Below are 13,259 nucleotides of genomic sequence, written 5' to 3'. Positions count from 1 at the left end.
CTTTGCCCGGGGTGTCAGGCAGCGCTCCCTGCTGCCACGCCCGACGCCCAGGCCCATTGAAAATTATGCCCACCAAGATGGCCCGTCACATCCACCACTTCGCCAATAAAATACAGGTCTGGTCTGTCCATTACCGCCATGGTTTTTGATGACAGCTGGCGGGTATCCACGCCACCCAGGGTTACTTCGGCCGTTCGATAGCCTTCGGTGCCGGCAGGTTTGATGGTCCATTGATCCAGGGCGCGGGCCACCTGTTCTATGTCGCTGTTCTTATAGCCCTGCAGTGGGCCGGCCCAGCCGTGAACGTCGTTCAGGGCCTGGGCGAAGCGTTTGGGCAGGTGTTGCGCAAGGTACTGGGCCACCGTGGATTGCGGTTTTGATTTCCGTAGGTCGTGCAGGTCCTGTTCTACGTTGGTGGCGGGCAGCATGTTGACGCTCAGGCTGTCGCCGGGGTGCCAGAAGCTGGAAATCTGCAGCATCGAAGGGCCACTGAGCCCGCGGTGGGTGACCAGCATCGGTTCGCGGAAATGTTCGTTGTTGCAATGCACATCCACAGGGCAACTGACGCCGGATAGGGGCGCCAACTGTTCCTTCAGCTCCGGGTGCAGGGTGAAGGGCACCAACCCTGCCCGGGTGGGCAGTACGGCAAGCCCGAACTGTTTCGCAATATCGTAGCCAAAGCCGGTTGCGCCCATGGTGGGGATGGACAGCCCACCGCAGGCGATGACCAGGGATTCGCAGGTCAGGGTACCGCTGCTGGTTTGTAGCTGATAGCCGTGATCGACACCGCTGATTGTTTTAACGCTTGTCTTGAGCCGCACTTCCGCGCCAGCCCATTCGCATTCGGTGAGCAGCATATTGAGTATTTCCTTGCTGCTGTCCTTGCAGAATAGCTGCCCGGCGGCCTTCTCCTCGTGCTCGATGCCGTGGCGTTCCACCAGATCCAGGAAATGCTGGGGGGTGTAGCGTTTCAGGGCGGAGATGCAGTAGTGGGGATTGTCCGAGAGGAAGTTCGCCGGCGTGCTGTTGAGGTTGGTGAAGTTGCAACGGCCACCGCCGGACATAAGGATCTTCTTGCCGGGTTTGTTGGCGTGGTCGATCACCAGCACGCTACGGCCGCGGTAGCCTGCAGTTAGAGCGCACATCAGGCCTGCGGCGCCGGCGCCTATGATGATGACGTCGTAGCTCGCCGTGTTCATCTGATGTTGTCCCGCTGCAGGCCTACGGAGTTCCGGCACGGGTTGAGGGCGGTCAGGGATACGCGGTGAATGCGTCCCTGTACGCTCGACAAAAACATCCCTGTTTTTGACGATCCCTGACAGCTCTCAACCCGCGCCTTGCCAAACATCTGTGCTTGTACCGCCCCGCATGTATTAGTTGGGCGCAGTATACATTTTTGCGGAGACGTTAGGGCAGTTGCACGGAACCTTCCATATAAAACGCCGCCTGGCCCCCAATGGCGACGCGGTCGCCCTTCAGTTCACATCGCAGAACGCCGCCCCTTGCAGACACCTGGTGTGCCAACAGATGATTCTTGCCGAGTTTTTCGGCCCAATAGGGCACCAGAATACTGTGGATTGAGCCGGTGACCGGGTCTTCATCAATGCCGCCGCCGGGGGCGAAGTAACGGCTGACGAAGTCGCAGTCATTGCCAGGCGCAGTGATGATGACGCCCAGATTACCAAGTTCCTTGAGCTTGCGGATGTCCGGCTGCGCAGTTTTTACTGCCGCTTCGTCTCCGAGGACGATGAGGTAATTGGTGTCTTTGGGGACAAAGAACGAAGTGTTCGGGCAGCCTTCCAGGGCTTCCAGAATCAGGCTGGGTGTCGGGCGTTCCTCAAAGCCCAGATTGGGGAAATCCAGCTCCAGCCAGCCGTCGTCGGTCTGTTTCACTCCCAGGGGCCCGCTTTTGGACTGGAATCGGATTTGCCCCTTTTTCCAGTCGAGCTTGTTGAATAGGACCCAGGCGCTGGCGAGGGTGGCGTGACCGCATAGCGGCACTTCAATGCCTGGGGTGAACCAGCGTATGTGGAAGTCTTCGTCCGCTTCCTTGGGTAAGGGCACCAGAAAGGCTGTTTCCGAGAGGTTATTTTCCAGTGCCAGTTTCTGCATGGCGTCGTCCGGCAGCCACTCTTCAAGCGGCATGACGGCCGCGGGATTGCCGCTAAAAACCTGACTGGCGAAGGCGTCGACCTGATATATCGGTAGTGTTTTCATTCCCTTTCCTTTCGCGAGATTCGATGGATGATAGCCAGAGTCACCATTCTCCGTTTATGCAGACAACCATAACAGATTCAGATATTGTGATTTTGGACCGGTACAGGCCTTTCTATGTGACATCTGTACTGGTGAGAATCTGTTCGATCTGTACTGCAGCCATTCTGGATTGATCTGGCAGGATGAAGCGATGGGCATTCTCTATAATCAGGTAGCAGACCAGTTACACGCATTGATTCGTGATGGGGTTTATCGCGAAGGTGAGCGGTTGCCTGGTGTTCGGGCGCTCAGTCGCCAGTTTGGCGTGAGCGTGTCAACGGTGCTTCAAGCACACCAGACGCTGGAGGCCCGAGGCTACCTCGAAGCGCGAGAGCGCAGCGGCTATTTTGTGCATCTGCCCAGGCGGGATACACCAGAACCGGTGATGCAGAAGCACAAAGCCAAGCCGGTGCCGGTGAGTGCCCGTGACATGGCGCTTGATCTTTGTGCTGACGAAGAGAAGCGCATGGTGCCTCTGGCCGCTGCTGTGCCACATCCCGATTTTTTGCCCGTGCGGCAGATCCAGCATGCCACCCTCTGGGCTGCGCGGCGTGGGCTGGAAACATTAGACTATGCCTTTCCCGGCAAGATCGAGTATCGCCGTCAGGTGGCCCAGCGAATGGCCGCGTTGGGGATTATTACCACGCCCGACGACATTCTTGCCACCAACGGCGCCCAGGAAGCCATTATTCTTGCCCTGCAGGCGGTCACTTCGCCTGGGGATATCGTGGTTGTCGAGTCACCATCGTTCCCGGGCATCCTCCAGGCGCTGGACGTGGTTGGGCTCCGGGTCATTGAAGTGCCGACGCATCCTTCGGAAGGGCTGAGCCTGGAGGGATTGGAGCTGGCGCTGGAACAGTGGCCGGTGAAGGCATGCGTGGTGGTCCCCAATCACAGCAATCCCATGGGCGCGACGATGTCTGATCTTCGCAAGCAGCAGATGGTAAGGATGCTGGAAGCGGTGGGCGTTCCTTTGATTGAGGACGACATCTACGGCGATCTCTATTACGGCATGAATCGACCCAGACCGGCAAAGGTCTTTGATCGCACCGGCAATGTTATCTATTGCAACTCCTTCTCCAAGACCATTTCTCCGGGTTTACGGCTGGGATGGATGATGCCGGGAAAATACCTCGCCGAAGCACGGCAGCAGAAGTATTTCAGTAATCTGGGTACGGCGAGTGTGCCCCAGATTGCCGTAGCGCATTTCCTGGAGCAGGGCGGTTACGACCGATACCTGCGTTCAGCCCGGCAGCGTTACCGCGAGGCAACGGACCGTATGCGTGCGGCAGTAGGACGCTCCTTCCCGGAAGGTACGGCTGTCAGCCGTCCCCAGGGCGGTTTCGTGCTGTGGGTTCAGCTTCCGGGCACAGTGTCCGGTACAGAGGTGTTTCGCCGGGCGCGGGAGGAGAATATCAACGTGGCTCCGGGCCTGATGTTCTCCACCACCGACAAGTACGAAAACTGCCTGCGATTGAATGGTGCCAATCCCTGGAGTGAGCGGGTTGAGCAGGCCATTGCGCGCCTCGGTGCCATCGTAACGGCTGTGGCGGCTGAGTCCCGGGCCTGACTCGGGCCTATTTTTTCCGCAGGCTCATCGGATCCAGCAGGCCGATGGCAACCGCAATGCCCGTAACATCCGGCACGCGCTCCACACCTAGCCGTTTCATTACGCGCGCCCTGTACAAGTCAATTGTCTTCACGCCGATGCCCAGTTGCTCCGCTATTTCCCTGCTGGTGTATCCTTGTGCCAATGGCATGAATACATCCCGTTCCCGCCGTGTGAGAGAAGCGACAAGCGTGTCAGTGTGCTGGTCTCCACGTTGTTGACTATTGGTTTTCTGATGTTCCTGAAGGGCCTGCTGGACGCTATCCAGAAGAAGTTGTTCGTTGAATGGCTTCTCGATGAAATCAAAAGCCCCGGATTTGAAGGCGCGGACCACGATGGGCACATCCGCGTGTCCAGAGAGAAAGATGATGGGAAGTTGCGAGCCCCGTTTTTGAAGCTCTTCCTGAACGTTCAGGCCGCCGAGGCCAGGCATCCGTATGTCGAGGACCACGCAGCCGGTATGCTCCGGATTAACGGCGTTCAGAAATTGCCGGCCATCTGCATAAGGCTGCACGTGTAGGCCAACGGACTCCAGCAGCCACTGGGTGGACTCCAGCATGCCGGCATCATCGTCTACAACATAAACGGTATGGGCTGAATCACTCATCCTGGTCTGTCTCCCTAGGGTTGCCGGATTCATTCTTTTTGCAGTGGGGAGGAGGGAAGCGGCATATCAGTGTCAGGCCGCCACCGTCGGCTGGTTGTGCGTCCAGAAAGCCGCCATATCCCTCAATAATGGAGCGGCTCATGGAAAGTCCAAGGCCAAGTCCTTGAGGTTTGCTGGTATAGAAGGGCGTGAACATGTGTCGCAGGCCTTCCTCGTCAAGGCCCGTTCCGTGGTCAGTCACCTTGATCAGGGTCTCCTGCGCCGGTGTTATGCAGGTTTCAATCTTAATGTGAGATGGGGCGTTGTTATCCTGCCGGGCTTCGGTATTGGCGTCGATACCGTTGCGAATCAGGTTGATCAACACCTGCTCGAGTAAGACCGGGTCGGCAGTGAGTACGGGGTTGAGCGGCGTTAGGTTCTCCTGGATGACAACATTATGTTTGTCTGCATCCCATTGGCATAGTCGCTTGACGTTGGTTACCGCGTCATTGATGTTAACCGGCGCTGTGCGTTGCTGCCCCTTACGTAGAAAGGCCCGCAGTCGCTTGATGACTTCCGAGGCGCGGTTGGCGTGATGAGTGATTCGCTGCAGACCATCGTCCACCCGCTCGAGGTTCTCCGGGTACTCCAGGGCCAGTTTCAGATAACGCTGGCTTGCACTGGCAAAGTTAACGATCGACGCCAGTGGCTGGTTCATCTCGTGGGCGATACTGGATGCCAGTTCGCCCAGTGTCGCCAAGCGGGCAGTGTGGGCGAGTTCTTCGGCCAGTCGGCGGTTGTTTTCTTCCGACTTTACCCTTGCGGTAATGTCTCGTGAGACGCTGACGGCCTCGATCACTGCTCCGGTGTAGGTTTCCCTGATCGCCCGGCTGGCGATTTCAAACCATCGCTTGCTGCCGTCCCGGTGGGTGATCTCTATGGTCATGGTGGCGTAGCCTTCGTCCCGAAGCCGGTTACGGGCTTCCTCCATTTCGGCGCTGAAGGCATTGCTTCGGAATACCTCTTCAAGAGGTTTGCCCCTAAGTTCCTCAGGCCAGTACCCCAGCAGCCTCCAGGATGCCGGCGTGGCATCAATGAACCTGCCATCCGGTGCATGCCGGGAAATAAGGTCTGTAGTGTTTTCGGTAATCAATCGGTAAAGCCGGCTGGATCGGGTTGCCTCGTCCAGTTTCCGAATGTTGTCTGTGACATCCCGTCCCCGTGCCAGAATCTGGCGAGAGTCCTGGTCGGGAATGAACGTCCACGACAGGGTGGCCGAATGCAGACGACTCTCCACGCCTTCAATAGCGCGCCCCTGGGTAAGGCAGGCATTGATCAGAGCTGAGAAATTGACTGGTAGCAGTCTGATCGGGTTGTCGGTTCCGGTCTCCGCACACAGATCTTTCGCTGCCTGATTCAAGCCTAGCAGCTGGCCGTCGGAATCGAGTATAAGCCCTGCTTCAGGGTCGGAACTTGGCAGCTGGAAGGTTGTGATAGTGCTTCCTTGGTTATTTTTCATTTTAATATAGTAAATACACTATAATACATTGGTGTAATTTCTAGTAGTGTTGCTATAAAATAGTATCTCTATACCAGATATTGTAGCCCTTTTGGTAGACTTCTTTAATGCACCATAAGAATAATGACGCTTACAGGACCATACAATGACATCAATTTTTGATCAGGGCCTCGAGCCAGTCAGCGCCAATCACTCTGTCCTTTCCCCCATCGACTTTATTGAGCGTACCGCCAGTGTCTACCCGGACTATCCGGCAGTCATACACGGAGCCATTCGCTATACCTGGGGACAGACCTATGAACGGTGTCGCCGACTGGCCTCTGCGCTTTCCAGCAGGGGCATCGGTCGTGGCGACACGGTGGCGGCGATACTGCCCAATATTCCGGCGATGGTGGAATGTCACTTTGGCGTTCCGATGATTGGGGCTGTGCTCAACACTCTTAACGTGCGACTGGATGCTGAGGCCATTGCTTTTATGCTTGAGCACGCTGAAGCCAAAGTGGTGGTGGCCGATCGGGAGTTCGGTAGTGTGGTTCGCGATGCAATCAGTCGTCTGGACTCAAAGCCATTGGTCATTGACATTGACGATCCCGAATACGGTGAGGGTATCCAGGTGAGCGATCTGGATTACGAAGCGTTCCTTCAGGAAGGCGACCCGGAGTTCCAGTGGAACCTGCCTGAAAACGAATGGGATGCAATTTCACTGAACTATACATCAGGTACCACCGGGAACCCGAAAGGTGTGGTTTACCACCATCGTGGCGCTTATCTGAACAGTCTTGGCAATCAGGCCGTGTGGTCAATGGGCCAGCACCCCGTCTACCTGTGGACGCTTCCCATGTTCCACTGCAACGGCTGGTGTTTCCCCTGGACCGTCACGGCGATGGCAGGCACCCATGTGTGTCTACGGCGGGTGGACCCGGAGAAAATCCTCCAGCTGATTCGCGATCATCAGGTGACTCACATGTGCGGTGCGCCAATTGTGCTCAACGCTCTGTTGAATGTGCCAGAGTCTGCAAAAGCCGGAATTGATCACGAGGTGAAGGCGATGACAGCCGGTGCAGCCCCTCCTGCACAGGTTATCGGTGCCATTGAGGAAATGGGGATTGCGATTACCCATGTATATGGTCTCACCGAGGTATACGGCCCAGTGACAGTGTGTGCGTGGAAATCCGAGTGGGATGAGAAAACGCTGGATGAACGGGCCACGATCAAAGCACGTCAGGGCGTTCGTTATCAGACGCTGGCAGGCACGATGGTGGGCGAGCCAAGCACCATGGAGCCAGTACCTAAAGACGGTAAAACCATTGGCGAGATATTCCTGCGCGGTAACACCGTAATGAAGGGCTATCTGAAAAACCCCAAGGCCACTGAGGAAGCCTTTCGCGGCGGTTGGTTCCACACCGGCGATCTGGCTGTGTGGCACGAGGACGGTTATATGGAGATCAAGGATCGTCTGAAGGACATCATCATTTCGGGGGGCGAAAATATTTCTACCATTGAGGTGGAAGACGCTCTGTATCGCCATCCGTCGGTATTGGAGGCAGCGGTGGTTGCGCGTCCAGACGCCAAATGGGGCGAGACCCCTTGTGCGTTTATCACCTTGAAGCCGGAAGCCAGCGAAGTGAGCGAGGAGGATCTGATCGACTTCTGCCGTGAACGATTGGCTCGCTTCAAGGTGCCCAAGACGATCGTATTTAGTGACCTGCCAAAAACCTCAACCGGCAAGATCCAGAAATTCGTGCTGCGAGACCAGGCAAAAGAACTGGATTGATCTGGTGGTGTTATAGCCCGGCGACCGGGTTTGGAAACCGTTAACACAAAAACAACATGAGGTGCGGATGATTCCGCACCAGGAGACTTTTTATGCAAGTTTACCACCGTAAAAATGGGGAAGAGCAGCCATATTGGCCGGCTGGTCCATTCAAGATTCGACTGCCGTTTGTTCACTACCGTTGGGAGTTTGCCGAAATGGTGCAGGCGCTGATCATGTTCGTGGTCAGCCTTGCGATGATTCCGCTTCTGGAGAAGTACCTCGGTGTGCCCTACGACGTTGCGCTTGCCTACGTGGTGATTTGCGGCATCGGTTTCATGTTGCCAGCGTTACTCGGTGTTCCACTGATACCGGGCTGGATCACGCCGGGCATCCCTGTGGTGCTTCTCTTCCTGGGTGACTACGAGCCGGGTCCGGAGGCAATTAAAGCGTTGTTTGCGCTACAGTTCCTGGTGTTCATTATTTTCCTGGTGCTGGGGGTTACCCGCTTGGGGAGCAAGCTGGTGGAGCTGATTCCCCGTTCCATGAAGGGCGGCATTATTATTGGTGCCGGTATTGCCGCATTGATGGGCGAAATCGAAGCAGGTGGACGACTGGCTGAAACCCCCATTTCCCTGATTGTGGGCGGTCTGGTCTGTCTGTATCTGATGTTTTCGGTATCTTTCAAAGGGTTCGTCGACACCAGCAACATTGCCCGCAAGATTGCGAACTACGGAATGGTCCCGGGAATGGTCGTCGCCATCCTGGTGGGTTTTGCCACTGGTGAGTATGCCGTTCCAGACGTGGAGTGGGGCATTACCAAGCCGGCGTTTGACGAGCTGTGGAACTATCTGCCGTTTGCTGTCGGGTTTCCCGATGCCGAAGTGTTCATGTACGCCATTCCGACAGCGGTGATCGCCTATGTCATTGCCTTTGGTGACATCGTAGTTGGGCAGTCGTTGATGAACCGGGTGGATCACCTGCGAAAGGATGAGGAGATTGATAACAGCATTGATCGTGTACATCTCGTGACGGCTATCCGCAACGGTGGGCACGCTTTCTTTGCGCCATACCCCGGTCTTGCCGGCCCTATCTGGACGGCGGTTACCGCTACCATGGCTGAGCGTTATAAATATGGCCGTAACGCCATGGATTCCATCTACAGCGGTGGTGGTACGTTCTGGGTTACTGGTTTCATTGCCTTGTTTGTGTTGCCGTTGGTGAGCTTCTTCCAGCCAGTATTGCCGATTGCCTTGTCGTTGACTCTGCTTCTGACTGGCTACATCTGCCTAATGGTGGGGCTTGAGCAATTGGAGAACAACACTGAACGTGGTATCGCCGGTACCATGGGGGTGGTTCTGGCAGTCTATGGAGCGGGTTGGGGACTGGCCACCGGTGCCGTGCTGTATTTTCTTATCGAGCGCACCAAGCTGCTTGGATTTACCGCCGACCCGGAAGCGCCGGGTGTTAAGGCAACTGAAGAACATTAAGCCAGCAGCGTCTGATCTGCTTGAACGCACTTTACCCTTATGTGTCCTTGGAGGCATCGGCTTGGCCATGCCTCCTTTTTTGTTTGACAAGTTGTCATATAGTGACAACTTGTCGCTTTTTTGTAGTTGTCGCCTTCCTTCCGTGTTGAATTCGGGTTTAAACTGAAGTTTCTGATCAATTTTCGTACGCGACGTTGCCGCTGTACGGTGAATGCCGCTTCATAATCACAATAACCCGGAGGCAGTCATGACCATCAGCTCCACGCCCGAAGGCGTTTCGGTTGCACCCCGACACATGCACTTCGATATTGCCGACGACCTCAAAACCCTGTGGCACGGCAATGACACCTTCCGCACGGCGTTCTTCAATGCGCTTTCGCTCCAGTTCCCCGATGGCGAGCAGCAGTTTATCAATGCGGTTCGGCTCTACCGGGACAAGGTGGACGATTCCAAGCTTAAGGAAGAGATTCGCGGGTTTATTGGCCAGGAGGCGCTGCATAGCCGGGAGCACAAGCACTACAACGAAGCGTTGAAGGCTCGTGGGTACAACATCGATGCCATTGATGAGCGATTCCGCAGGCATATGGCGTGGGTAGGCAACCTGCCGCCCAGTCGCCAACTGGCCGGAACCTGCGGCGCCGAGCATTATACCGCGGTGCTGGCGAATGCCATTCTCCGTCACCCGGAATGGATGGAAGGGGCCACACCGGACATGGAAAAGCTGTGGCGCTGGCACGCCATCGAGGAAACTGAGCACAAATCGGTGGCTTTCGACGTCTATCGACACTGCGTTGGCAATGAGCGTCTTCGCCGGATTGTATTCCTGTTTGTGACCTGGAATTTCTTCAAGTACACCTTCCTGAACACCTGCAGTCTGTTGAAAACCGACGGCAAGTTGTGGAGCCTCGGCACGTGGATCGGTGGTATTAACTTTCTATGGGGTAAACCGGGGGTGTTGCGCAAGTGCATGCCGGACTTCCTGGCCTATTTCCGCAAGGGGTTTCATCCGTGGCAACAGGATAACCGTGAACTGATCGAGAAAAACCTCAATGAACTTGAACTGAAGCCATCCGCTCGCTAGCAGGGTGCTGAAATATTGACCGCTTTGTGTAAGACTGGGCCTGCCAAAAACAATGACAATAAAGGGAAGCAACCGGCTGGAATAGCTTCCCATAGCTGGAGGCCCCATGCGCGTTGGTCTTATCGTTGATTCCGCCTGCGATCTGCCCTATGAGTTCAGTCGCAAGCACGATCTGTTTGTTCTGCCGGTCACGGCCGTTATTGATGGCCAGACCTACATCGACGAGCACGACCCGGTCAGGACCCAGGAATTCTACCAGAGCGGCCTATTACAGAAGGGCCACCACGCCGAAACGCACGCCTTCTCCGCCGAACAGATCCACGACCTGTTCATGGAAAAAATTGTCACGGAATTTGACGTTGCCATCTGCGAAACGGTCACCCGGTCTCGCAGCCTGATTTTCCAGAATGCCACGGAAGCCATGAACAGTGTGATGGGGCACTATCATGAGGCCCGCCACGCCGCCGGGCGGGAGGGCAAATTCTCCATGCGGGTGATCGACAGCAAACAGATCTTTGCCGGCCAGGGGCTGCTGGCGGCTCACACCCTTCGCCTGATTGAGCAGAAGCTTTCGAAAAACGCCTTACGCAATGAAGTCGACACGTTCACCGACAGAATCTACACCTGCGTGATTCCCCGGGATTTGCACTATATCCGCGAACGGGCCCGTCGGCGTGGAGACAAGAGCGTGTCGGCACTGGTGGCGTTTCTCGGCAAGGCACTGAACATCACCCCGGTCATTTTTGGTCAGGGCGCTGAAGGACAACCGGTTGCCAAAACCCGGAGTTTCGACGTGGCAGTGGAAAAAGTGATGAACTATGCCACCGCGAGGGTCGAGGCAGGACTGTTGACGCCCTATGTCAGCCTTTCCTGCGGCCTGACCTGGACTGAAATCGAGGACCTTCCAGGATTGAATCGCCTGCGTGACGCCTGTGAGAAAAACGGTGTTGAGCTGTTGCTCTCCCAGATGGGCATTACCAGCAGCATCTACATCGGCCCCGGCAGCCTGTGCCTGGCGCTTGCCGCAGAACCCCACGAATTCAGCGATTTCCAGTAGCCGGGACTATCGGGCGCCCAGGCACCACCTCCCGTTTCTTGGCTCACTCGCACACCAAAGGCTGTATCTTCGGCAAACGCAGCCGGTCGGGCTTCGTGTTAGCCTCATATCGTTCTCAATTCAGAAGCCCACTTCCAGACAGCACCGGACCCCGATTATGACCAAAGGTAAAACGGATCTCGCCAATGCGTTGCTCGAGCAACACGTAAAACACGAACTGGCTTCCCTGAAAGGGGCCAAGTTGCGGCGCTTTCTCGAAACCGAAGTGGATGAACTGTTTGACTACGCCGGGGCCATCACCCTGAACCGGCTGACCTCGGCGGAACAGGTTATGGGCGTGATCCAGCGCATTGTGATCAACATGGAACTGGATGCCGGTATCCCGGAACTGGCGGCCGAAATGGCTACGGAGGTATTGAACGCGCCGGTCCAGCGCACGTCCCGGTTACGGGATATTATCACCCGAGAGCAGGCCACCGGGTTCCTCGAAGAGGCCCTTGAACTACGTCAGCAGCGTGAGCGGGTGATCAGCGAGATCATGGCTCACCCGGTCTATCAGGAGCTGGTTTCAAACGTGGTGTATCAGGGCGTGGTGAACTACCTCTATGAGGACAACCTGATTACCAAGAGTGTTCCTGGTGTCGGTTCGATGATGAAGTTTGGCAAGCGCATGGCCAACAGGGCGGTTCCGGGCCTGGACGAGACCTTTGAGCGCCGTTTCAAGGCCTGGTTGTCCGACAGCCTGCCGGGGTTGATCAGCCGGAGTGAACAGTTCCTGAACAAGGCGCTGAGCGACGAGGAGCTGCGCGACAGCGTGATGGCCGTATGGGTGTCACTGGAAGACCGCACCATCGAAGAGTTGCACGAGGGGCTTGGAGACATACAGCTCCAGGAGTTTGTGGTTCTGGGGTATGAGTTCTGGCTGCAGTTCCGACAGACGGCCTATTTTGAGGGGTGTGCCAGGGCCGTGGTGGAGCACCTGTTTACCCTGTATGGCGACAAGCCGGTAATTGAGCTGTTGGCTGCCGTTGGGGTCGATCGCGATGTAGTCATGGCGGAGGTGGATGCCTACGCACTTCCTGTGATAGACGTGCTGCGGGAGGAGGGGTATCTTGAGGCCCTGACCCGTCGTCGTCTTGCGCCATTCTATAAGTCGGCCGCGGCGAAAAAACTTCTGCAGCAGGAGAGCTGAGCACTCCTGCGTTCGCGTGGGATGTTTGGCAATGCTGGTACCAACGGAGCTGTTCTGGGCCTATCTGGTGGCCATCTCGCTACTGACTGTCACGCCAGGGGTGGACACCCTGCTGGTGATGCGGAACGCCGGGCGCGGTGGATTGAAACATGGTTTGCGGGATGGCTGTGTCACCAGCGTGGGCATCTGCTGTGGGTTGTTTATTCACGCCACCCTGTCCGCTCTGGGTATTTCGGTGCTGCTGGTAGAGACGGCCTGGGCGTTTACCGCGGTCAAATGGGCAGGTGCCTGCTACCTGATCTGGCTGGGGCTGAGTTCGTTGCGTCAGGCCATGGCCCGGGGCCCCGCAAACGCCGATGAATCCTCGATATCGAGCGCCGAACCGCCATTGATGAAACCGGTATCAATCTGGGTGGCGTTTCGAGAAGGCCTGCTGTCCAACGTGCTGAATCCGAAAACGGCGCTGTTCTATATGGCGTTGCTTCCTCAGTTTATCGATCCCGCCGGGAATGCATTCCAGCAATCGCTGTTCCTTGCGGCGGTTCACTTTGTGCTGGCGATGGCCTGGCAATGTGGGCTGGCGTTGGTGGTGGTCAAATCAAGAAGGCTTGGCGTGGGGCAGGGCGTAAAGCGCATGCTGAACGCGCTGACTGGTGGCTTCTTCGTCGCTATCGGGGCAAAACTGGCGACGCAGTGAAGTGGTGATGTATGAAAAA

Annotated in this window: 11 protein-coding genes; 7 read left to right on the top strand and 4 right to left on the bottom strand. The window is 56.4% G+C overall.

The features are described 5' to 3' along the window. Window positions 1-14: 14 nt before the first annotated feature. Entirely contained in the window at window positions 15-1,199 is a 1,185-nt protein-coding gene (locus tag JJO78_RS05355; RefSeq protein WP_075195844.1) for an NAD(P)/FAD-dependent oxidoreductase, read from the bottom strand. Between the two features lie 208 nt (window positions 1,200-1,407). Beyond that, entirely contained in the window at window positions 1,408-2,217 is an 810-nt protein-coding gene (locus JJO78_RS05350) for a PhzF family phenazine biosynthesis protein (RefSeq protein WP_273623059.1), read from the bottom strand. Between the two features lie 190 nt (window positions 2,218-2,407). On the opposite strand from JJO78_RS05350, the gene JJO78_RS05345 reads away from it, so the two are divergent. Further along, window positions 2,408-3,826 carry an aminotransferase-like domain-containing protein gene (locus JJO78_RS05345; protein WP_075195842.1) on the top strand — a complete coding sequence of 473 codons (1,419 nt, stop codon included), beginning with the start codon at window positions 2,408-2,410 and terminating at the stop codon, window positions 3,824-3,826. A 7-nt stretch (window positions 3,827-3,833) separates the two neighbouring features. On the opposite strand, the gene JJO78_RS05340 is transcribed toward JJO78_RS05345, so the two are convergent. After that, window positions 3,834-4,472 (bottom strand): response regulator transcription factor, encoded by a 639-nt coding sequence (locus JJO78_RS05340; RefSeq protein WP_075195841.1) that lies wholly within the window; start codon window positions 4,470-4,472, stop codon window positions 3,834-3,836. After that, a complete protein-coding gene (locus tag JJO78_RS05335; protein ID WP_036204553.1) occupies window positions 4,465-5,970 on the bottom strand; it encodes a sensor histidine kinase in 1,506 nt (501 codons plus the stop codon). Before JJO78_RS05335 ends, JJO78_RS05340 begins: the two co-directional genes overlap by 8 nt. A 145-nt stretch (window positions 5,971-6,115) precedes the next feature. On the opposite strand from JJO78_RS05335, the gene JJO78_RS05330 reads away from it, so the two are divergent. From JJO78_RS05330 to JJO78_RS05305, 6 genes are all read left to right on the top strand, one after another. Further along, window positions 6,116-7,744 carry an acyl-CoA synthetase gene (locus JJO78_RS05330; protein ID WP_041334713.1) on the top strand — a complete coding sequence of 543 codons (1,629 nt, stop codon included), beginning with the start codon at window positions 6,116-6,118 and terminating at the stop codon, window positions 7,742-7,744. Between the two features lie 92 nt (window positions 7,745-7,836). Continuing rightward, complete coding sequence (locus tag JJO78_RS05325) at window positions 7,837-9,213, top strand: solute carrier family 23 protein (RefSeq protein WP_041334715.1); 1,377 nt, start codon at window positions 7,837-7,839, stop codon at window positions 9,211-9,213. A gap of 247 nt (window positions 9,214-9,460) precedes the next feature. Next, window positions 9,461-10,294 (top strand): metal-dependent hydrolase, encoded by an 834-nt coding sequence (locus tag JJO78_RS05320; protein ID WP_273623057.1) that lies wholly within the window; start codon window positions 9,461-9,463, stop codon window positions 10,292-10,294. Between the two features lie 106 nt (window positions 10,295-10,400). After that, window positions 10,401-11,351, top strand: coding sequence for a DegV family protein (locus JJO78_RS05315; protein WP_036204559.1), 951 nt, complete (start codon window positions 10,401-10,403; stop codon window positions 11,349-11,351). A 157-nt stretch (window positions 11,352-11,508) separates the two neighbouring features. Continuing rightward, the gene (locus JJO78_RS05310) at window positions 11,509-12,543 is read left to right on the top strand and encodes a hypothetical protein (RefSeq protein WP_036204560.1); all 1,035 of its coding nucleotides are present in this window, start codon (window positions 11,509-11,511) and stop codon (window positions 12,541-12,543) included. Window positions 12,544-12,574: 31 nt separating this feature from the next. After that, window positions 12,575-13,240, top strand: coding sequence for a LysE family translocator (locus JJO78_RS05305; protein ID WP_036204562.1), 666 nt, complete (start codon window positions 12,575-12,577; stop codon window positions 13,238-13,240). Window positions 13,241-13,259: the final 19 nt, after the last annotated feature.

It is taken from the genome of Marinobacter sp. DS40M6, assembly GCF_028581595.1.
GTDB classification, from domain to species: Bacteria; Pseudomonadota; Gammaproteobacteria; order Pseudomonadales; family Oleiphilaceae; genus Marinobacter; species Marinobacter salarius.
This window is presented reverse-complemented; position numbering and strand designations above follow the sequence as displayed.